This window comes from Phyllobacterium myrsinacearum, assembly GCF_014138285.1.
GTDB lineage: Bacteria > Pseudomonadota > Alphaproteobacteria > Rhizobiales > Rhizobiaceae > Phyllobacterium > Phyllobacterium myrsinacearum_A.
Genome location: NZ_JACGXN010000006.1, coordinates 170,871 through 190,931 on the forward strand (window position 1 = coordinate 170,871; position 20,061 = coordinate 190,931).

Annotated in this window: 19 protein-coding genes; 2 read left to right on the forward strand and 17 right to left on the reverse strand. The window is 54.9% G+C overall.

Annotated features, from left to right (window positions below; genetic code table 11):
* Window positions 1-77: 77 nt before the first annotated feature.
* The 8 genes from FHW16_RS18365 to FHW16_RS18400 form a co-directional block, all read right to left on the reverse strand.
* Complete coding sequence (locus tag FHW16_RS18365) at window positions 78-512, reverse strand: type II toxin-antitoxin system VapC family toxin (RefSeq protein ID WP_182550721.1); 435 nt, start codon at window positions 510-512, stop codon at window positions 78-80.
* Window positions 512-760, reverse strand: coding sequence for a type II toxin-antitoxin system Phd/YefM family antitoxin (locus tag FHW16_RS18370; RefSeq protein ID WP_246711837.1), 249 nt, complete (start codon window positions 758-760; stop codon window positions 512-514). Before FHW16_RS18370 ends, FHW16_RS18365 begins: the two co-directional genes overlap by 1 nt.
* A gap of 190 nt (window positions 761-950) precedes the next feature.
* Complete coding sequence (locus tag FHW16_RS18375) at window positions 951-1,319, reverse strand: transcriptional regulator (RefSeq protein ID WP_182550723.1); 369 nt, start codon at window positions 1,317-1,319, stop codon at window positions 951-953.
* Window positions 1,320-1,447: 128 nt separating this feature from the next.
* Window positions 1,448-2,320, reverse strand: a complete 873-nt coding sequence (locus tag FHW16_RS18380; RefSeq protein ID WP_182550724.1) for a glycine betaine ABC transporter substrate-binding protein — start codon at window positions 2,318-2,320, stop codon at window positions 1,448-1,450.
* Between the two features lie 42 nt (window positions 2,321-2,362).
* Window positions 2,363-3,274: an ABC transporter permease gene (locus tag FHW16_RS18385; protein ID WP_182550856.1), complete on the reverse strand. Its 912-nt coding sequence runs from the start codon at window positions 3,272-3,274 to the stop codon at window positions 2,363-2,365.
* 14 nt (window positions 3,275-3,288) lie between these two features.
* Window positions 3,289-4,521 (reverse strand): glycine betaine/L-proline ABC transporter ATP-binding protein ProV, encoded by a 1,233-nt coding sequence (gene proV, locus FHW16_RS18390; RefSeq protein WP_182550725.1) that lies wholly within the window; start codon window positions 4,519-4,521, stop codon window positions 3,289-3,291.
* Window positions 4,522-4,960: 439 nt separating this feature from the next.
* On the reverse strand, window positions 4,961-5,428 hold the full coding sequence (locus FHW16_RS18395; RefSeq protein WP_182550726.1) for a DMT family transporter: 468 nt from the start codon (window positions 5,426-5,428) through the stop codon (window positions 4,961-4,963).
* Window positions 5,425-5,910: a DMT family transporter gene (locus FHW16_RS18400; protein WP_182550727.1), complete on the reverse strand. Its 486-nt coding sequence runs from the start codon at window positions 5,908-5,910 to the stop codon at window positions 5,425-5,427. Before FHW16_RS18400 ends, FHW16_RS18395 begins: the two co-directional genes overlap by 4 nt.
* 405 nt (window positions 5,911-6,315) lie before the next feature.
* On the opposite strand from FHW16_RS18400, the gene FHW16_RS18405 reads away from it, so the two are divergent.
* On the forward strand, window positions 6,316-7,626 hold the full coding sequence (locus tag FHW16_RS18405; protein ID WP_182550728.1) for an MFS transporter: 1,311 nt from the start codon (window positions 6,316-6,318) through the stop codon (window positions 7,624-7,626).
* Window positions 7,627-7,768: 142 nt separating this feature from the next.
* On the opposite strand, the gene FHW16_RS18410 is transcribed toward FHW16_RS18405, so the two are convergent.
* The 6 genes from FHW16_RS18410 to FHW16_RS18435 all read right to left on the reverse strand — a co-directional run bounded on the left by FHW16_RS18410 (window position 7,769) and on the right by FHW16_RS18435 (window position 15,655).
* Window positions 7,769-9,622: an ABC transporter ATP-binding protein gene (locus tag FHW16_RS18410; RefSeq protein WP_182550729.1), complete on the reverse strand. Its 1,854-nt coding sequence runs from the start codon at window positions 9,620-9,622 to the stop codon at window positions 7,769-7,771.
* Window positions 9,623-9,626: 4 nt separating this feature from the next.
* Complete coding sequence (locus FHW16_RS18415; protein WP_182550730.1) at window positions 9,627-11,408, reverse strand: gamma-glutamyltransferase family protein; 1,782 nt, start codon at window positions 11,406-11,408, stop codon at window positions 9,627-9,629.
* An 18-nt stretch (window positions 11,409-11,426) separates the two neighbouring features.
* Entirely contained in the window at window positions 11,427-12,302 is an 876-nt protein-coding gene (locus tag FHW16_RS18420) for an ABC transporter permease (RefSeq protein WP_182550731.1), read from the reverse strand.
* Window positions 12,299-13,246, reverse strand: coding sequence for an ABC transporter permease (locus tag FHW16_RS18425; protein WP_182550732.1), 948 nt, complete (start codon window positions 13,244-13,246; stop codon window positions 12,299-12,301). The genes FHW16_RS18420 and FHW16_RS18425 overlap by 4 nt, the downstream gene beginning before the upstream one ends.
* 72 nt (window positions 13,247-13,318) lie before the next feature.
* Window positions 13,319-14,824: an ABC transporter substrate-binding protein gene (locus tag FHW16_RS18430; RefSeq protein WP_182550733.1), complete on the reverse strand. Its 1,506-nt coding sequence runs from the start codon at window positions 14,822-14,824 to the stop codon at window positions 13,319-13,321.
* 99 nt (window positions 14,825-14,923) lie between these two features.
* Complete coding sequence (locus FHW16_RS18435; RefSeq protein WP_182550734.1) at window positions 14,924-15,655, reverse strand: FadR/GntR family transcriptional regulator; 732 nt, start codon at window positions 15,653-15,655, stop codon at window positions 14,924-14,926.
* A 257-nt stretch (window positions 15,656-15,912) separates the two neighbouring features.
* On the opposite strand from FHW16_RS18435, the gene FHW16_RS18440 reads away from it, so the two are divergent.
* The gene (locus FHW16_RS18440; RefSeq protein ID WP_182550735.1) at window positions 15,913-16,179 is read left to right on the forward strand and encodes a helix-turn-helix transcriptional regulator; all 267 of its coding nucleotides are present in this window, start codon (window positions 15,913-15,915) and stop codon (window positions 16,177-16,179) included.
* Here the strand turns inward: FHW16_RS18440 and FHW16_RS18445 are convergent.
* From FHW16_RS18445 to FHW16_RS18455, 3 genes are all read right to left on the reverse strand, one after another.
* On the reverse strand, window positions 16,176-16,805 hold the full coding sequence (locus tag FHW16_RS18445; protein WP_182550736.1) for a DedA family protein: 630 nt from the start codon (window positions 16,803-16,805) through the stop codon (window positions 16,176-16,178). The genes FHW16_RS18440 and FHW16_RS18445 overlap by 4 nt on opposite strands.
* Before the next feature lie 183 nt (window positions 16,806-16,988).
* Window positions 16,989-18,440, reverse strand: a complete 1,452-nt coding sequence (locus FHW16_RS18450) for a M20 family metallopeptidase (RefSeq protein ID WP_432652052.1) — start codon at window positions 18,438-18,440, stop codon at window positions 16,989-16,991.
* 57 nt (window positions 18,441-18,497) lie between these two features.
* Window positions 18,498-20,042 carry an ABC transporter substrate-binding protein gene (locus tag FHW16_RS18455; RefSeq protein WP_182550738.1) on the reverse strand — a complete coding sequence of 515 codons (1,545 nt, stop codon included), beginning with the start codon at window positions 20,040-20,042 and terminating at the stop codon, window positions 18,498-18,500.
* Window positions 20,043-20,061: the final 19 nt, after the last annotated feature.

Here is a 20,061-nt window from a genome sequence, read left to right on the forward strand (position 1 = left end):
TCAACGATACCCTTTGCTACCCGCATATTGCGAGCGGGCGGCAGTATCACCGGTTGGGCACCGGGAGAAAGATCGCATCAGCGAGATGCACTTGGCGAATATTGCCAAGGATCAACGCACGCGACACCAAGCGGTTCGAAATGAGCGACATTGCGTGTGACGACCTGCAGGCCATGTTCCAATGCAGTCGCAGCAATCATTGCATCTGCGGATGGGCGCCTGTCCGAAGTGGGGAGCATGCCTGCGCGAATTGCAATATCAAGATCGAACGGAATAATACGGCCTGTGAAGCTGGTTAGAACGATTTCGCTCAGCCATTTTTCCAGATCGGATGCAAAAATTGGGTCCTTTTTTTGCTCACGCTGGATGCCGAATTTGATTTCCATGATTGTAACCGACGAAAGGGCCGCATCTTCTACGTCGAATTCCCGCATAAAATGCTGAAACGCCTCACTCTGTTTTTCTGGTCTTCTCGCGGCAGATATGACGTTTGTATCCAGTAAAAAGGGCATTAGAATTCAACATCCCGGCCATCGAGGTCCACACGGGCGGGATCAAATTCTTTATCGCTGATTGGGCTTGGATCTCGCAGAGCCTCGAAAAGACTCTTCGGTTTCTTCCAGTGCGCTTCAAATTCAGCGTAACGCACGAGCACGTAACTTTCCTGCCCATGGTCGGTTATTACCACGGGCCCCTCGTTGGCTTCCTTCTTTGCTCGACTCGGATTCTGATTGAAGGATGCACTGGACATGTAGGACATTCGCATGAGTGACTCCGTGTAGTATATTTCTAGATAAATATACTACATTCTGCGCGATTTCAAGATGGAAATCGGCATATCGGCGTCTTGCGAAGCCATTTGCTGCCGGGAAATCAAGTTTGAACCGGATTCCACCGGTTGGTTGACTGGGTTGTTTTAAAGGGCATCCAAGTTCAGTGTTGGTGCGCACTCATCCCAGCATCTCGAGTTGGCGTGCGAGCTGCTGCACACGCTGCTGTGCTGTGGATGCCGTGGCCGTCGCGGACTGCAATCTTTGCAATATGACGGCGCGGTCTTCCCCAACACTTTCATTCGGTCCCGAGCCCATACCGGTCAAAAGCCAGACCGGAGTAACCGCCAGAATTCCTGCCATCATTGCAAGGCGGTTCGAACGCGGAGCAGCTCGATCGCGTTCCCAGGATTTCCAAGTTGACGTTGCAACGCCCAACTGGCTGGCCGCTTGTGCGGATGATATTTGCATATATTCACGAGCGAGCGAGATACGCCCGCCCAATGTGTCATCTTGAGTAAAGTCGTTGCCCGAAGTTTGGTGAAACATTGATGCCTCCTGGTTTCGTGAGGAATACCCTTTTCCTTCACGTGTTCGTGCGAGTGCACGTAAGCAGCACTCAGCACGAAACAGATCGTTGGGGATTGCCACGCCGTTGGCTCGGTCTGTGTAAGATATTAATTCGATCCGTCGAGCCAGGCTTTCACCTGCTCTGGATGATCAGTGATGTATTTGTCGACAGCTGCGTCATAGGATGTTTCCTGGGCTTCAAACATTGCAGCTTCCAGGTCGTTGATAGGCAGGTTTATGCGCGACAGGAACTTGGCCACTTTCGGATCGTCTTCCTTCAGCCCCTTGCGGCCGATGACATCGACATGCTCCGCCTCGCCCAGTGATCCCTTGGTGTCTTCAAGATAACGCAGGTTATACTTGCCGAACATCCAATGAGGACTCCACGACGTAGCAACAAACCACTTTTGTGATCGCGTTGCTCTTTCAACCGATGTCAGCATTCCTGCTTCACTGGAGATCTGCAGCTTGTAGTCCAAGCCATAGTCTTTAACGGCTTTTTCGGACAATCGGGTAAGACCCGCGCCAGGATCGATTCCTTGAATGGTGCCACCAAGCTTTTTCATTACATCGGGTTTCTTGAGATCTTCGATGGTGCTTATTGCATCTGCGGGAATATAGGTTGGCACGACCCATCCGAGCTTGGCACCCGTATATACTGTTCCCAGAGTCTCGACCTTATCTTTCACCCGCGCATAATAATCCGCATGGGTTTCAGGCAGCCAGGCCATCATCATCGCGTCCAGATCACCGCGAGCAACACCCTGATAAAGTGGGGCGACGTCAGTCTGTACCAGATCGACCTTGCGGCCAAGCTTATCCTCTATAAGTTTTGCTGCGAGCTTTGTGACAAACTCTGCGTCGGACCAGGCGGCCCAGCCGAGCTTGACCGGCTTGGCCTGCTCATTGGCAAAAGCTACCGTCGAAAGCGACGCTGCAAGGATGGCAGCCAATCCTATTGATACTATTTTGCGGAACATAGGTTCTCCTTATTGTTTTAGTGAATATGGCCAGGAGCGGCCCTATTTTTGATTTTGCACAAGGGGCTCAAAGGATGATTGTATGCCCTTGCGCGACCTCTTGCTGAATGCTGGGAAGCCAAACAGCTTGGGGCGTTTCTTGCCAAAACTCTGGGTTATGCGATCCAGGATGACAGCTAGGATAACGACCGCCAGTCCGCCTTCAAATCCGGTGCCGATGTCCAGTCTCTGGATGCCCGTTAGTACGGTATTACCCAGACCGCCGGCGCCGATCATGGACGCGATGACAACCATTGAAAGTGAGAGCATGATTGTCTGATTAATACCCGCCATTATCGAGGGCATGGCATTGGGAACCTGTACCTTGGTCAATAACTGCATCCGCGTACAGCCAAACGCCAGGCCAGCTTCGACAAATTCACTATGAACTTGTCGAATACCAAGATTGGTAAGGCGCACGACCGGGGGCATGGAAAAGATGACCGTGGCAATTGTGCCTGGCACTGCTCCGAGCCCAAAGAACATCGCTGCGGGAATGAGATACACGAAGGCTGGCATTGTCTGCATCAGATCGAGCACAGGGCGCACCGTTGAAGCCACAGTGTCGTTTCTCGCCATGGCTATGCCGGTGGGAATTCCGATAAGAACAGCAATCAGGGTTGCCGCAATCACCAGCGCTAATGTTTCTATCATGCTTGGCCAAAGTCCCATGTGGCCAACGAGCCAGAGGGAGAGCACCGTGAACACAGCAAAGCTTAAACCAACGCGCCACAGTGCAACGACAGCCAGTAACGCAATTCCGGCCGGCTGCGGGATGAAAAGTAACCCACCCTCAATGCCATCGGTAACAATGCCGATAATCATCGCAATCGTGTCGAGAGCGGGTGTAAAATGGTCCAGAATAAAATTGACGGTGGTATCGGCGCCTCGGCCGACGCTAAAGTCGAAAGACATGAGAATATCCAATTTTAATGCGCGCGATCAAGCACTTCAAGGAGGGAGGATTTGCTGATCGATCCGACATATCTCTTCTGTTCGTCGATCACAGGGACGGGCCAACGGCTGTCAGCCACCCGGCCCATCACATCAGACAGCGACTCATTGGCAAGGATTGGATCAATGTTCCGCAGGAATGCGCTGCGATAAGGATCGGCGTCACCGGCATTCACCTTATCGAGCAGAGATTCCAGGCTGATCATGCCCAAATATTCCTTTCGAGTACCTATGATGATTGCCACATCACGATCGTCCTGTTGCATGCGACCGAGCGCAACAGGCGCAGCCACTCCTTGTCTGTCAAAGATTGTGATCTGATTGTTACGAGCAACATCGCGCGCCTTGAATACGTGCGAAACGTCCACATTGCGAAAGAAGGAGCGAACATAGTCATTGGCGGGTCTAAGGATAATCTCATCAGGGGTGCCAATCTGGATAATCCGGCCATTTTGCATGATGCAAACCCGGTCGCCGATACGAATGGCTTCATCCAGGTCGTGGCTCACGAACACTATGGTTCGGCTGTGTTCAGCCTGAAGACGTATAAGTTCGTCCTGCATTTCGGTCCGGATCAGCGGATCCAATGCCGAGAAGGCTTCATCCATCAGAAGGATGGTCGGTTCACTCGCTAGCGCCCTTGCCAGACCTACACGTTGTTTCATGCCGCCCGATAGTTCATCGGGGCTGCTTGTAGCATAGGCTTCGAGCCCGACCGCCTTAAGGGCAGCCAGAGCTTTGACGTTGCGCTCGCTCTCGCCAACTCCGGCCACCTCCAGTCCAAAGGCAGCGTTATTGATGACATTGCGGTTTGGCAGCAACGCGAATGATTGGAAAACCATACTCATATCGCGCCGACGCAATTCGATGAGTTGGCGATTAGACATTTTCGTTATGTCGGTGCCATTGATCTCGATACTGCCGGCAGATGGCTCGATCAGGCGATTGAGAAGGCGAAGCAGCGTAGATTTACCTGAGCCCGACAGACCCATGATGACGAATATCTCACCTTCACGAATTTCGAGGCTGGCATCATTGACACCGATCGTACTGCCCGTTTCGGCATATATGTCTGCCTTCTGCTTGCCTGATCGCGAGAGGGCGAGTGCCTTATCGGGTTTTTTACCAAAGACTTTGAAGACATTCTTGATGCGAATTTTGACATTTGCGGAGAGGTTTTTATCGTCGATTCTTGTATCTGATATCATGGGCAATGTTCAACGTGCGACTGCAGTTGAAAATCTCCTTCGTTTGGCTCGCAAAAACGATCCGCTTGAAATCCAGTTGTGTATGTCACACAAATAGAACGTAAGCGGCTCAAAATCGCTGCTTTAAGGAATAAATCGAGCATAAAATGCGGGATTTAGCGTAAACGCCCAAAGGGATTGGACTTGGCCGACTGTAAGTCGCATGGCCTAGTATTCTAAAAGCGACAATAACATATCGAGTTGCAGAAGTCCACCGCTTGTGACGGGATATCCTTGTGCGCGCTGCAGCTTGCGTCCGTTTGCGTTCTGGTCGGCTGGTGCAGCTATCCTAATCTGCCTTCTCTGAAGGGCCCTTCCGGCACGTTGATTTCAGTGCCATGCAATGACACTTTTGGCCCTCGATGAAAAATGGCCCGCGTGATGCAATGGAGAGACGTCCTCACTCAGTTAATGTGACGTCCGCCTTTTGCGGCGTACCGGCGCCCTTTCCCCGACGTCTGCTAATCGTCATTCCGCCGAGTATGAGGGCTACTCCAAAAGTACTGGCCCACAATGAAGCTGGAGCAGATTGCAGGAAATCAAGTATGACTCCTGACACCATCTGTCCTCCGATGATGAGCAGCGCAGTGTTAACCGCACCTATGCGTGAGATTGCCCAACTGCCCGCAGCAACGAAAATAACGCCGACCGGTCCACCAAGATAGGCGTACCAAGGCGCATTGCCAGCACCGGAGGGAAGGAGTCCGCCGACAAAGAAACCAAGGACCGTTAGAATTGCAAAGCCCACGGCATGATTCCAGAATGATGCAACAAGCGGCGAGGTCGACATGCTGAGCCGCCCGTTGAGCTGACGGCTTACGCCAACGAGTACCCCCGCAAGACAAGCCAGAAGGATGAACAGCGTCATACGCCGCCTCGGCCAAACAGGATGATGAGAGCACTTCCAGAAATGACCAGGCCGAGCGCGGCCATGTCGCGTACATCCGGTCGCCGTTTTGGAAGACCGAACAATCCCCACCGGTCGGCAGCGACACTAAAGACGACTTGGCCTGCCAAGCCGAGGGCCAACGTGCCTGAAAGCGCAAGGGGCGAGTTCACCGTGGTCGACGTTAGAATAACCGTGGCGGCGCCAGACAATCCACCGAGATAGGCCCAAAGCGGTGCGCCGGACGCTTTCACTCGATTGCTGATGCGCCCGCGATAGAAGATTAAGAGAAGAATGATTGCCGCGACGGTGCCCGTGCCATGAGCAGTCCAGGATGCGAACAGGGCATTGCCATAATGTGCGAGTTCACCATTGAAATGCACCATCAGGGTTAGAAGGCCACCCGTACCAAAAGCGGCGATGAAGTGGGCGGGATTTGAACTGCTTGCTGCTTCGGTGGTCATTGTACCGTCCTTGCCCAAAAACTAGGTCTGTCGATCTTCTCCTCAGCCTGCCACGAAGTCCGCCGATAAGGAATTGGATTTCAGAAAGCTGCCTACCAACCGAATACTGGTAGCGTGTAACTGACACAAGCGCTTGAACACTGCGTCATCCTTACAGCTCATGTTTTTGCTGTCCCCCGCCGTTCCAATGTTCCGCAATTCTCCACGAGAGACAGATCACCAAACAATGCTGACCGCACTGCGCGCAAATAGGAGCGAGCTATTTTTCCTGCAGGAACGGTGTGCTTGCAATGAGAGTCTTCAGCTCCGCAGGGTACCCATTTGCAGTATTTATATATGGATTAATTATTGACATATGAGTCATCTGAATTTAATTCCTTTGTTGGGGAGAACTGGAGGAGACTAATGATCAATAGTGCCGCTGCGGATTCAGCTGTAAAAAAGGCAACATGGAGACTGTTGCCATTTCTTGGATTAATGTTGGTTTTGAACTTTCTGGACCGGGCTAATGTCGGCTTTGCAAAGAATGCTTTTCAGGCCGATACGGGCATTTCAGACGCTGCCTACGCGTTTGGGGCCGGCATTCTTTATATTGGATATGCCGCCTTCGAAGTGCCAAGCAACCTTATACTCCAGCGCGTAGGAGCCAGGTTCTGGCTGGGGCGGATAATGATAACGTGGGGGATTGTGTCGGCTTGCATGGTCTTCGCGCATGACGCTATGACTTACTATATCATCCGATTTTTACTGGGAGTATGCGAAGCTGGTTTCTACCCGGGTGTACTTCTGTATCTCACCTACTGGTTCCCGGCAAAACAGCGGGCGCGAGCTACAGGTCTGTTCTATCTGGGCGTTCCCTTTTCACTCGTTATCGGAAGTCCATTATCCGGCTGGCTTCTTACCCATCACAATGTGCTGGGTTTGACAAACTGGCAATGGATGTTTGCCGTGGAGGGCCTGGCAGCCACTGTGGTTGGTGTTGTGGCTCTGTTTTTCCTGACGAGCAAACCCAGCCAGGCAAGTTGGCTGACTGACGAAGAGAAACACGCGCTGACCAACACGATTGAGTTGGAGGAGCTGGGGAAACTGGACACAGTTCGTCATACTGCACTTGGGGTCTTGAGAGACTGGCGTGTTTTAACGTTTGTTGGAATTTATCTGTTTATCCAGATAGGTGTTGGTCCTCTCACGTTTTATTTTCCCGCCCGGCTGGGAGCAGCCATCGGCAATGGTGTTGATGTGAGTGTCGGGCTTCTTTTGGCGTTACCTTGGCTATGTGCGTTGATTGCAACCCGCTTCTTCACGGTCTTTGCGGACCGCCGTGATAATCACCGTCTGGTATGCATTTGCATGATAACAAGCGGCACCATAGCGTTGGGCGTAGTCGGTTTGACAATGAATCCAGTTATAATGGTCATTGCAGCCTGCGTGGCGGTATCCGGCCTTGCGGCATCTCAACCCGTTTTTTGGAGCCTGCCAACCCGGTATCTCGGTGGAATAGGAGCAGCGAGCGGGATTGCATTTATTGTTGCATTGGGAAATCTCGGCAGCTTCGCGTCCCCCCAGATCAAAGCCTACATTGATAATTTGACCGGAAATGGTGATGCAGGCTTCTACGTACTTTCTGCCTTGAGCTTTCTGGCTGTGATTTTGCTGATTCTACTCCGTCCGGGCGCCGGGCAGCTTTCCGCAGCAGTCAGTAAAGTGACCAAATGATACTAGCGGATGGGCTTGGCGAGAGAATGCCGAGCTCATTCGGCTTTCATGCCCGGGATGCAGAGATCGTTTCAGTCATTGTACGTTTCATGCAGCAAACGGGAATATCGAACCATTGAAATGCTGAGATCAGGCATTCCCGTTACTGTTGAACAAAGTGCCCTTTCGTCACCTCCAGATAGGCGCGTTGTGGTATTTCGTAGTCGACCGGGCGGACCGGGCTTTTCAACTCAGTAGTGACAGTGTTTCGTTTGATAGCCCGCCGCGCCGGATCAGGTATGGGAACGGCGTCCATCAGCGTCTTCGTATAGGCATGTTGCGGGTTGTTGAAGACAGCTGCGCGCGGTCCGATCTCGACGATTTCACCGAGATACATAACGGCCACGCGGTGGCTTACCCGTTCGACGACGGCCATGTCGTGCGAAATAAACAGAAACGACAGGTTGAAATTCTGTTGGAGATCAAGGAGGAGGTTGACCACTTGCGCCTTGATCGACACGTCGAGTGCGGAAACGGACTCGTCAGCAACAATAACCTTCGGATCAAGGGAAAGCGCACGGGCAATGGCGATGCGCTGGCGTTGTCCGCCGGAAAACTCGTGCGGATAGCGCGAGAACATGTCGGCGGACAGGCCAACCCGCTCCAGCAGATCCACGGCTTTCTCGCGGGCCTGCTTCTGGGTGCCCAGCCGATGCGCGATGAAAGGTTCTGCAATGGTCGCATCGATACTCATGCGCGGGTTGAGACTGGCAAACGGGTCCTGAAAGATCATCTGGATGCTCTTGCGCATATTGCGCAGGGCGATCGGATCAAGGTTGAGGACATTGTATCCGTCCAGTAGAACTTCGCCGCTGTTGGGTTGTACGAGACGGGTGATGGATCGACCGGTGGTGGATTTTCCGCAGCCGGATTCACCAACGAGCGACAGCGTCTCTCCCTGAAACAGATCAAATGATACGTTCTCGACCGCATGAATAGCGCCCGTCTTGCGCGAGAAGAGCCCTGTACGAATATCGAAACGGGTGGTCAGGTTCCTGACTTCGAGGATTGGCGTTTTGCGCTTGTCGACCGTATCCGCCACTTCAATCGGAATGGTGGTTTCCCCGGTCTTGATATCGACAATAGGGAACCGCAAAGGCCAGTTCCGTCCCTGCATGGAGCCCAATCTGGGTACGGCAGCGAGTAGCGCCCGCGTATAGGGATGCTGGCCACGATGGAAAATATCAGCGGTGGGGCCGCTCTCGACTGCCTCTCCCCGATACATCACGATGGTTCGATCCGAGACTTCGGCAACCACACCCATGTCGTGGGTGATGAAGAGGACGGCCATGCCTTCCTCTTCCTGCAGGACCTTGATCAGATCGAGAATCTGTCCCTGAATTGTGACGTCGAGGGCCGTCGTCGGTTCATCGGCAATGAGGAGTTTCGGACGACTAGCCAAGGCCATTGCGATCATGACACGTTGGCGCATCCCGCCGGAGAACTGGTGCGGGTATTCGTCGAAACGCGCCGCCGCGTTGGGAATGCGCACTTTCTCCAGTAGGCGTATCGTTTCGGCGCGTGCTTCTGGCTGTGACATGGTGCTGTGACAGGTCAAGGCCTCGGATATCTGCCGCCCGATAGTGAAAATCGGATTGAGGCTGGTCATCGGCTCCTGAAAGATCATGGCGACGTCATTGCCACGGATATCGCGCATCTGTCTGTCGGACAGTGACAGAAGGTTCTGCCCGTTGAGGATAACGCTGCCCTCGATACGGCTGGTTGCCTTTGCCAGCAGACGCATGATGGAAAGCGAGGTAACGCTCTTTCCGGAGCCGGATTCCCCGACAATCGCGACAGTCTCGCCGGGCATGACCTCGAAGGAGACGTTGCGCACCACGCTTTTCCAGACGCCGTCAACGAGGAAGGACGTGGTGAGCCCGTCCACGGAAAGAACCGGGCCGACGATCCCGGCGATCCGATCTGGTTGAGTTGTAATGGACGGGTTGGCTCTCATCGCGTCAGCGCCCTATCGCGTAGGCTTGCATCAGGCGCGGCGTCGCCGCTGCCCGTAACAGTCCGCTTTGTTCGCGTTTTGCCGCGGTCAGACGCCCTACGGTCCAAGGATCTGTCCGCGTGACCAGATGGCCTCTTTGCTCCAGTGCGTTCAATACAGCTGTCCCGATGCTGGTCTCGACGGTGATATTTCCGAGTTCGCTTGTCCGGGGATAAAAGGAGCTTGGGAAATGCGCCGTGTGGAACAGCGGCTGGTCGATTGCTTCCTGCAGGTTGAGGCCGTGATGGACATGACGCAGGAAGAATGGCAGTTGCCATTGGTCCTGTTGATCGCCGCCGGGTGTGCCGAAGGCCATGGTTGGCCGTCCTTCGAAAAGGGCGATCGTGGGGGTAAGGGTTGTGCGCGGGCGCTTGCCCGGAGCCAGCGATGTCGGCAAGCCTTCCTGCAACCAGAACATCTGCGCGCGCGAATTGAGGCAAAAGCCAAGTCCGGGAATGATGGGCGAGGATTGCAGCCAGCCGCCGGATGGGGTGACCGATACCAGATTGCCTTCGCGATCGATCACGTCGATATGAACTGTATCGCCGCGCTTTTCCGAAAGGTGCGCCATGGTCGGCTCATAAACAACGCCGCCGCCCATGCCCCTCAACATGTGCATCGTCAAATCATATTGCGCTTCAAAGCCCGGTATCTTGCCCGGTCGAAGCTCACGGGACGCTTCTCCCGTGATCAGCTTGCGGCGCTCGTTCGTGTATGCATCCGACAGGAGATGGCCTATCGGCACGTCGGAATGATGGGGATCGCCGTAATACACCTCGCGATCCGCGTAGGCGAGTTTCATGGCCTCCACAACCGTATGAACGAACTCTGCGCCGCTGGGGTCCATTGCAGCAATGTCAAATCCCTTCAGCAGGGCTAGCGATTGCAGCAGGGCAGGACCTTGACCCCACGGTCCTGTCTTGGCGACGGTCCAGCCGTGGTACTCGTAGGTTTGCGGCGTTTCGATCGTTGCATGCCAGTTCGCCATATCGTCGGCGGTCAGGACGCCCTTGTGACGATTGCCGCTGGCGTCCATGACTTCGGCGCTTTGCAGATAGCCGGCAATATTCTCGGCAACAAAGCCGCGATAAAACGCATCGCGTGCCGCTTCGATCTGATTTTCGCGACCCTTCCTGCTTTCGGCTTCGGCGATGATACGCTTCCAGGTCGACGCAAGGACGGGATTCCTGAAATTGGAATGTGGCTCGGGTGCTGCCCCACCCGGCAGCCACGTTGCGAAGGATGTTGGCCATTCCTTGCGGAAAAATTCTCCCAAATCACGGATGGTCGCGGCGACGCGCGGCAGAACAGGGTGACCATTTTCCGCATAATAGATTGCAGGTTCGAGCACGTCCCGCACAGACATCGTGCCGTAGTCGCGCAGCATCAGCATCCAGCCGTCAAATGCGCCGGGGATCACAGTGGCCAGAAGACCATCTCCGGGGATCAGGTCCAGACCTTCGCCCTTGTAATGGTCGATTGTCGCGCCCGCCGGTGCCGGTCCCTGCGCACAAATGACCTCCACCTTGTTGTTCTTCTTTGAATAGAAGATTGCAGGCATATCGCCGCCTGCGCCGTTCAGGTGCGGTTCCACCACTTGCAGAACCATACCTGTCGCAACGGCTGCGTCAAACGCGTTGCCGCCTTTTTCCAGAATGCTCATGCCAACAGCAGTGGCGATCCAATGGGTGGACGCGACGACGCCAAAGGTTCCAAGAATTTCGGGCCGGGTGGTAAAACCGTTCATTGAAGTGTCCTTTCAGATTTATGCTTCGCGCGGATCGAGAGCATCGCGCAGGCCGTCGCCGAGGAGATTGAAACCGATAACAACGAGGAAAATTGCAGCGCCCGGCCACATGGCCATCCATGGCGCCTGGGAGAGGAAGTTCTTGGCTACATTGAGCATTGATCCCCAACTTGGCGCTGGAGGCTGTTGCCCGAGCCCAAGGAAGGAAAGACTGGCCTCCGCTATGATTGCGGTTGCGATTGTCAGGCTGGCCTGAACGAGAAGCGGCGAGAAAACATTGGGCAGGATATATCGGGTTATGATCCTGTAGTGTCCTAGCCCGACGGAGCGTGCGCCCTCCACATAGTCTTCTGTCTTTACGGTCAGGACCTGTCCACGGGTCAGCCGCACGAAAAGCGGCATGGCGGAAAAGCCGATCGCAATCATCGCATTGCCCAGGCTTGGCCCGAGAAAGGCGGCGAGGGCAATGGCCGTAATCAGGAATGGCATGGCGAGAAATGCCTCGGTAATGCGCGAAATGATGACGTCGATCCAGCCGCCGAAGTAACCGGATATCAGTCCGAGCGGCACGCCAACGGCAACAGCGATACCGACCGAGAATACACCGGCCATCAGCGAAGCACGGGCGCCCCAGATCATACGGGAAAGAATGTCCCGGCCGATATCGTCGGTTCCCAGCCAATGCGCGGCGGAGGGCGCCTTGCGAATGGCGGACCAGCTTGTGGCGACCGGATCGGCGATTGGCAGCAGGGGTGCCGAGATGGCAAGGATCAGAAAGAAGCTGATGATGAGAAGTCCGGCGAGGGCACTCTTGTTTGCCTTCAGCTTTCTCCATGCGCGATTATTTGAGCGGCTCTGCCGCGGGGCTATTGGCATGGTTTGCGGCATTGTCATAGCGCAGCCCTCATTCTCGGGTTGAGCAGGATGGAGAGCACATCAGCGACGAGGTTCATCAGAATGAAGCCTGCTCCGGTACAAAGGACAACACCCTGAACCACAGCATAGTCACGGTTGAAAACCGCATCGACGATCAGTTTGCCGAAGCCGGGAATGGTGAAAATCTGCTCCGTCAGCACGGCGCCCGCCAGCAGCTCGCCAAAAAGCAACGCCGTCATCGTGATGATGGGAAGAAGGGCATTGCGAAAAGTGTGACGTAGAATGACGGATCTTTCGGAAACACCCTTGGCGCGGGCCGTGCGGATGTAGTCGGCGCCCAGTACGGTCAGCATGGACGATCTTGTGTGGCGCATCAGGGTTGCTGCCAGCGCCAATCCGAGAACGAAGGCCGGCATGATCATGGTTTGCAATGATCGTATTGGATCACGAAAGAACGGCTCGTAGCCGGATGCGGGAAGCCAGCCGAGTTTCACCGACACAAGCAGGATGAGCATGATGCCCATCCAGAAATTCGGTACGGACAGGCCGGAGAGCGCGACGATATTGGCAATATAGTCAACGACCGTATTCTTCTTGACCGCCGCCACTATTCCAATGGGGACCCCGATAGCGAAGGCGAACGTCATGGCCATGACGGCCAGTTGAATGGTTACGGGCAGTTTTTCGGCGATGAGGGAAAGCACAGGCTGATTGGTCCGCAACGATATGCCGAAATCACCCCTGAGGACGGAACCGATCCAGTAGAAATACTGGACGATGACAGGGTCATTCAACCGGTATTTGTCCCGCAGGAACTCAAGCACCTGCGGATCGCGTTCTTCTCCTGCCATGGCCAGAATCGGATCGCCCGGCAGCAGCTTCTGCAGCGAAAATGCAAAGATCGATATGATGATCAGTGTCGGTATGGCCAGCAAAAGCCGCTTTCCGATGTAAGTATACATGACCTGAAAATCCTGACGCGTCACTTGACGGCAAAACTGCAGTTGCCTGCAGCCTTGCCGGTTGCGGTTTCGTTAGCTCTTCTTGACACCCTGCAGACGGATCATGCCATCAGGAGAGGGGACAAAGCCCGTCACATTCTTCTTCAGTGCCCAGATCCACGCCTGATGACCAAGATAGATGATCGGCAGATCGTCATTGAGAATCTGCGCCGCTGCATCGTATTTCTGCTTGCGCACAGCGTTATCGGTGGAACTGCGGGCGTCGTTGAGAAGTTTGTCCACTTCCGGATTGCAGTATTTGGTGTCGTTGATGCCGCCCTTGCAGGTGACGAACTGGTGCAGATTGCCATCCGGATCAACGCGTCCTGACCAGTCGGAGCGGCCAAGCTGATAGTTGCCGGCTGTCTGTTCGGACAGCAGCGTTGCAAACTCCGTCGTCCGCAGTTTGACGTTGAATCCGGCTTCCGCAACCATCGACTGGATAATCTGCATCATCTGCATCTGAACGGGGTTGTTCGCGATCTGCAGATCGATATCCAGTGTCTCAAAACCTGCCTCTTTCATCAGGGCTTTGGCTTTCTCCACGTCACGGGCCGGGACGGGAATATCCTTGTCGTACCATGGGCTGCTCGGCGGGAAAGGCTGGTTACCGGCAACCGATGTGCCCTCGTAGACGACCTGGTTGACTGCTTCCCGGTCAATGGCCAGAGAGAAGGCCTGACGCAGCCGCTTGTCCTTGCCGAATGGATTATCAGCACGCGCACCATTGGCAACGTTCGTGTACAAGGCCATGTAACCGACGCCGATTGCGTCGGCATATGTCAGGTTTGAATCCGCTTTCACCGCTGCAGCATCCGTCGCCGCAAGCCGCTCCAGCATATCAAGATCTCCGGATTGCAGATTGGCGAGACGAACCGTCGAATCCGGGATGGGCAGGAACGTGACCTTGTCGATGAATATGTTGGCCGCATTCCAGTAGTGCGGGAATTTTTCCAGCACGATGCGATCCTGCTGGACGCGCTCGACGAACTTGAATGGGCCGGAACACACCGGTTTGCTGCCAAGATTTGCACCGAGTTCTGCAGCGGCCTTTGGCGAAACCATCATGCCGCTGCGATCAGACAACTGGGCAAGCAGGGATGCGTCGGGGCTTTTGAGGGTGAACTTGACCTGATAATCGCCCGTTGCCTCGATGCTCTTCACGGAAGCGAGTTCGCTCTTGCGGCGCGACTCCGGCAAGGTTTGCGACCGCTGGATATTGGCAACAACAGCCGCAGCGTTGAATGGCGTCTCATCGTGGAAAACCACGCCCTTGCGCAGGTTCATGGTCAATTCGGAACCGTCATCCGACCATTTCCAGTCCGTCGCCAGTTGCGGTACGATCTCGAGCTTCGGACTGACGTCCACAAGCTTGTCGCATAATGCGGTGTAGACTATTCGGCCGACAAAGGTTCGGGACTGTGCGGGGTCGAGCACATCGGCATCGTCCTGAAGGCCGATGCGCAATTCGCTTGCGACTGCCGGGCTGGCTATAAGAATGCCAGCGAATAGGGATGCAAGAAGTCTTGCCTTGTTCATTGAAGTTCTCCTCTTTTCGTCAGAGCGGTCAAATCCGCTTGGTTGTTCCGTTTTGATGGCCGGTTATGCTCCGGTCCTGATCATGGCGGTGGTCGGTATTTAAGGTGCTTCGCCGGATTGTTCCTTTTCAATGCCGTCCAGTGATGTCAGACGGATCAGCCATTCCTGCAGCATCAGCAGATGCTGGCGCATGGCTTCACCCGCCCTTAGCGGGTCGCGGGCTTCGATGGCGTCAATGATGGCTGAATGATGGACGTAGGATGTTGATCCTGCATTGTTGCCGCTGCGCGCACGCTCGCGGTTGATCTGCCAGGCCTCGTTCTGGCGCACCCGGTTGATGACATCAAAAATGGTCAGAAAAAACTGGTTGCCGGCACTCTGAGCAATTTGCCGGTGCAATGATCCATCCCACAGTTCATGCGAGTCGGCGTCCTGACTTTCGCGTGACTTCAGTGCGAGTTCGCGCATGCGGGCAATTTCAGATGCTTTGGCCCGCATGGCTGCGAGTTGTGCCAGTTGCGGTTCTATCCTTAACCGGACCTCCATGATTTCCATGAAGTTCGTACCGGCGATTATCGTATCGACATGCTCTCCCCAGCCATCGGGTTCGGGGCCGGCAAACGTCCCGTGGCCTTGGCGTCGCCAAATCTGGCCCTCAGCTTCCAGAACCTCCAGCGCCCGTCGTACAGAGCGGCGGCTGACGCCAAGTGTTTCCGACAAGGCCCGTTCTGTGGGCAGTTTGTCGTTTGTTCCGAATTCTCCGGACACCAAAAGGCGGCGCAACCTGTTGAGTGCGTAGTTCGAGTTTTCCTGTGACTGGTTGATCGCCATGTATTGGTCCGGACCAATGGAGGTATTGGTTCAGTCGATGGCATTTTTGAGTTGGCGTCAAGATGGTATTTTGAGCATTTATGGTTTTGCTCAAAATCTGTGCACATATTTCGCTGGCGGTACCGCGGATTCAGATGCACTGGTGTCGAAACATTTGTTAACAGGCCGCCACTTTGAGGCCACCTTTTCTACATGGACCTGACATGAGCTGCTGCTAGGAATCAGCGACCGAAGAAAAACTGAATCGGTGATAGGACATGCACTCCACAGCAGATCAATGGAACCCACATTGGGCCGTACACCCCGGCGAGCATCTGGCTGCCTGTATCGGATCACATGGCCTCTCACGGGAGACGTTCGCCCGGGTCGCCGAAATCCCGATGGAGACTATCGATGCCATCATCGGCGGACAGCATCCCATCACGCTTGATATCGCGGTCCGTATAGAACGGTCGCTGGGCATCATGCCCGATCTTTGGTTCATCCTGCAGTCAAAGTGGCATCGGCAGCAGAGAAATACTTAACTCTGACTGGCGTGGCGTTTTCTGCGCAGGCTGAAAAACAGAATAATCGAGCCCTCTGCAATGAACAGGATGACGGATGCCCAGAACCCGACATGAACCGGGTTGTAGGGTGTTCCGCGCAATGCATAGCCAAGGCAGAGAAACGGCGTGTTCCATAGAAACGTGCCAACGGCCGTTGCTACGGTGAACGAGCGCGGATCCAGCCGCAGAACCCCGGCGGGCAAGGCGAGGTAGATCCGGACTGTGGGGATCACCTGCCCTGTCAGCGTTACCCAGAAATGGTTGTTGCGATACGAGTTTGTCATCTTCTCGTAGAAAGAAGGCTTCAGGAACACGTACTTGCCATAGCGTTCGACGATCCTGGCCGCTCTTTGTGGCCCGAGCAGCCATCCAAGAGAAAACCAGCCCAATGCACCGGCGGCAGACCCGATCGTGGTGACGAGAATGGCCAGGCCCAATCCGCTGCCATCGGGCACCGTCATCCCCAGAAGCATGAAGAGAACATAGGATGGAATGACCGGGATAAACTTCTCAAGGAGTGCGAGAGATCCAAAGCCGACCAGACCAAAGCTCAGAAGAGTCGCAATGGTTCCGGGCGCTTCGGCGGCTATGTTTGCTGCAGGCATTCCTGTTCACGATCTTTTATGCCGAGGTCGGCGGTGTATTGTCTTTCCTCCAACAAGGTCTCTGACGGCCCCGTTGCGCCAGAACCTCTACGGCAATTGCGCTGGGACTGCCAGAGCAATGTGATGGCCGTTACAATAGGTCACTGAGTGCATCCGGCAGATAATCATGATTGGCACCGAATTCTAGGGGTGACTGATCTTTGGCCCGATATGCGCCGGAATTGGACATTGATACGGGCGTCCTTCGGTTTTTTCCAGCCACTCGGCCTTTGCCTGCGCCAGGAGATGGGGGTTGAGAACAAGATCAAGGCCAGTTGCGGCCAGGGATTTTGCTGCATGAGCAAAAGCCTTGTGTGCTGCGGAACTCTTACCCTGAGCGACCACTTGCCAGGTATGCGGCGCGGTGCCGATCGCCCATGCGGGCGCCCAACACTGGGCAGTCGGTGTGATCCAGCTGACGTCACCAACATCGGTCGAACCCGCGCGGAAATGGGATTCGCCTTCGAAATCGCGCAAGCCGAGATGCAGCGGGCTGGAACCGTCGACCTTGCCGTTCAGGAACACGTCCTTCTTTATCTGATAGAGCCTTACGCTGCTTTTGACGGCTTCCGGCGTCAATGTATTCTGTATCGCCTGCGCAAACGCAACGTCAGCATCATCAAACGGAACAGGACCGAGTTCGGCCATATTGGCGTGGATCGCGCTTTCCAGCGTGATGTTCGGCAGAAGATTCGTTGCCGCCCGATCAAATACGATTTCAACCTCGGTGTCCGTCATCATTGCTGCGCCTTTGGCGATGCGATCAACACGGGCGGCAAGCTCAAGAGCGGTCGGCAGTTCCGGCGCACGCACGAGATAGAGCGCTTCCGTGCGGGATTGAACCACGTTGGCGGCTTTCCCGCCGGCGTCTGTGATGGCGTAGTGAACGCGGCAATCCTGCGGCATGTGTTCGCGCAGGAAGTTGACGCCGACATTCATAAGTTCCAGTGCGTCGAGCGCACTGCGGCCCAGATGCGCGCCGTTCGACGCGTGTGCCGCTACGCCTTTGAAACGATAATAGATTTCCAGCACAGCCAGATTGTTTGTCGACCGTACGCCATTAAACGGGGCAGGGTGCCATGTCAGCGCGGTATCCACATCGTTAAAGGCGCCCGCGCGTGCCATGAACGTCTTGCCGGATCCGCCCTCTTCGCCGGGGCAGCCATAATAACGCACAGTGCCTGGCAGATTGTTTTCTTTCAGATACTTCGCAAGGGTGACCGCGGCCAGCATTGAGCCGGTTCCAAGCAGATTGTGTCCGCATCCATGTCCCGTACCGCCGGCTTTCTCCGGTTGTTCGATGGCAATGCCCGCCTTCTGACTTAGCCCGGCCAGAGCATCAAATTCGCCGAGAAAGGCGATGACCGGCTTGCTGTGTCCTGACTCCCCGATGAAGGCGGTTTCGATATCGGCGATCTCACGCTGGATGCGAAAACCATGCTTTTCCAGCATGGAAATCTGCATCTGTGCAGACTGGTGTTCGGAAAAACTGAGCTCTGCATAGTCCCAGATGGCATCGCTCATAGCTGCAAATTCAGGCTGCAACTGATCGACAGTTGCAGCGATGGCTGCAACAGTTTGCTTGGTGGTCATCATGTCTTCCTTCTGGTTCTTCAATGTCCGTGTGCGAAAGCCCGCGAACAAACCTTCGAATTAATCGTCGAGCGATACTTCCCAAACGCGCGCATTCGACTGCCATACCGGCGTGCCGTGCAGTTTTTTTGATGCTCCCCAGAGATCCATCAGGTCATAGAGAAAAATACCCGGCACATCCTGCAACATGAGTTCGTGGAACTGGTCGAAGATGGCCTGTCGCTTGCTCTGATCGGTTTCCTTGTAGGCGGCGTCCATGAGTTCAATCGCCTTGGGATTGTCCCACATGAGAGAGGCATTCTTGTCCTTGTTGCCCACATAGAAACTGTACATCAGGGCCGGGTCGAGACGGGGCGTTACCGATTGCGAAATAACCTGATAGTTGCCGCTGCGGCGGCGGTCGACCTGGGTGGCGTAGTCCAGAACTTCGATCTGCACGTTGAGTCCAACCTGCTGCATCATCGCCTGAGCGACAACGGCAACGGGATAACTCGGAACATTGCCGCGCTTGTTGGCAATGATCTTGATGATCTCTCCCTTGTACCCGGAATCAGCGAGCTCTTTCTTTGCCTGTTCCAGATCGGTTGCAATCCGCTTCTTCTGCACGTCGGAATAGTAAATCGAGTCCAGAGAAACCATGGATGTATTTGCGGCCCCGGTGCCGTTGGAAACGGCCCCGACCAGATCATCCAGATCCAATGCTGCTGCCATGGCGCGGCGAACCCCGACCTTGCTCAGGACCGGATCGCGTGTCTGGATATAGAGAAGGTTCTTGCCGTTGTTGCGCTTCATGATGAGCTGGATTGCGCTACTGTCCTTGAGTTCGGGGACGAGATCGGCGGGCACTTCTGCAGCATCCAGTGCGCCTGACAGCAATGCTGCCTTGACCGTCGAAGCATCGGGAACCGCAGTGAATTTCACGCCGTCCACCAGCGGCCGCTTGGAGCCAACCATGCCGTCCGGTTTGCCGTCGTTCGGGGGTGACGCGTACTGATCAAACTTTGCCAGACGAACATATTCGCCGCGCTTCCATTCATCCCACTTGAATGGTCCTGTCCCAATAGGAGCGACAAAGGTTCCGTCCGCAGCGACTGATTTTGGACTGATGATACCTGTGTAACCACATTCCGGCCGCGCCATGAGTCCGAGGAACACGGCAGAAGGCGATGCAATTTTCATTGCAACAGTATGTGCGTCGACAGCTTCAATACCCGTCACCTTGACGGTACGGCTGCCATCGAAATCTGCGCGGCAGGTCCATTTCGTATCCTCTGCCATATAGCGGTTCCAGTTCCAGACGACATCCGCCGCTGTCAGGGTGTCACCGTTGTGGAATTTCACATTGTCACGCAACGGAAACGTATAGGTTAGACCGTCCGCCGACACATTCACTGATTGGGAGAGAAGGGGTTTCACATCGCCATTCTCCGTGTAGCCGACCAATCCTTCCACCAGATGAAATATGACAGAGTCGGTGTTGCCATCGCGGTTGACGCCGGGAATGTTGCTGCGAATATCCGAGCTCTGCGCGATGTTGATGTCACGGGCCTGAGCCAGCCCTCCGGCCGCCATCAGGATTGTGCCTGCTAGAAGTATCTTTTTCATGTTCCACTCTTTTTCCATA

Coding starts and splice junctions, on each gene's coding strand:
- proV (WP_182550725.1), bottom strand. CDS start 4,521: ATGATATCAGATACAAGAATCGACGATAAAAACCTCTCCGCAAATGTC.
- FHW16_RS18400 (WP_182550727.1), bottom strand. CDS start 5,910: ATGACCACCGAAGCAGCAAGCAGTTCAAATCCCGCCCACTTCATCGCC.
- FHW16_RS18385 (WP_182550856.1), bottom strand. CDS start 3,274: ATGTCTTTCGACTTTAGCGTCGGCCGAGGCGCCGATACCACCGTCAAT.
- FHW16_RS18435 (WP_182550734.1), bottom strand. CDS start 15,655: ATGGCGATCAACCAGTCACAGGAAAACTCGAACTACGCACTCAACAGG.
- FHW16_RS18395 (WP_182550726.1), bottom strand. CDS start 5,428: ATGACGCTGTTCATCCTTCTGGCTTGTCTTGCGGGGGTACTCGTTGGC.
- FHW16_RS18410 (WP_182550729.1), bottom strand. CDS start 9,622: ATGAGAGCCAACCCGTCCATTACAACTCAACCAGATCGGATCGCCGGG.
- FHW16_RS18405 (WP_182550728.1), top strand. CDS start 6,316: ATGATCAATAGTGCCGCTGCGGATTCAGCTGTAAAAAAGGCAACATGG.
- FHW16_RS18445 (WP_182550736.1), bottom strand. CDS start 16,805: ATGCCTGCAGCAAACATAGCCGCCGAAGCGCCCGGAACCATTGCGACT.
- FHW16_RS18415 (WP_182550730.1), bottom strand. CDS start 11,408: ATGAACGGTTTTACCACCCGGCCCGAAATTCTTGGAACCTTTGGCGTC.
- FHW16_RS18450 (WP_432652052.1), bottom strand. CDS start 18,440: ATGATGACCACCAAGCAAACTGTTGCAGCCATCGCTGCAACTGTCGAT.
- FHW16_RS18430 (WP_182550733.1), bottom strand. CDS start 14,824: ATGAACAAGGCAAGACTTCTTGCATCCCTATTCGCTGGCATTCTTATA.
- FHW16_RS18370 (WP_246711837.1), bottom strand. CDS start 760: ATGTCCTACATGTCCAGTGCATCCTTCAATCAGAATCCGAGTCGAGCA.
- FHW16_RS18380 (WP_182550724.1), bottom strand. CDS start 2,320: ATGTTCCGCAAAATAGTATCAATAGGATTGGCTGCCATCCTTGCAGCG.
- FHW16_RS18365 (WP_182550721.1), bottom strand. CDS start 512: ATGCCCTTTTTACTGGATACAAACGTCATATCTGCCGCGAGAAGACCA.
- FHW16_RS18425 (WP_182550732.1), bottom strand. CDS start 13,246: ATGTATACTTACATCGGAAAGCGGCTTTTGCTGGCCATACCGACACTG.
- FHW16_RS18420 (WP_182550731.1), bottom strand. CDS start 12,302: ATGACAATGCCGCAAACCATGCCAATAGCCCCGCGGCAGAGCCGCTCA.
- FHW16_RS18440 (WP_182550735.1), top strand. CDS start 15,913: ATGCACTCCACAGCAGATCAATGGAACCCACATTGGGCCGTACACCCC.
- FHW16_RS18375 (WP_182550723.1), bottom strand. CDS start 1,319: ATGTTTCACCAAACTTCGGGCAACGACTTTACTCAAGATGACACATTG.
- FHW16_RS18455 (WP_182550738.1), bottom strand. CDS start 20,042: ATGAAAAAGATACTTCTAGCAGGCACAATCCTGATGGCGGCCGGAGGG.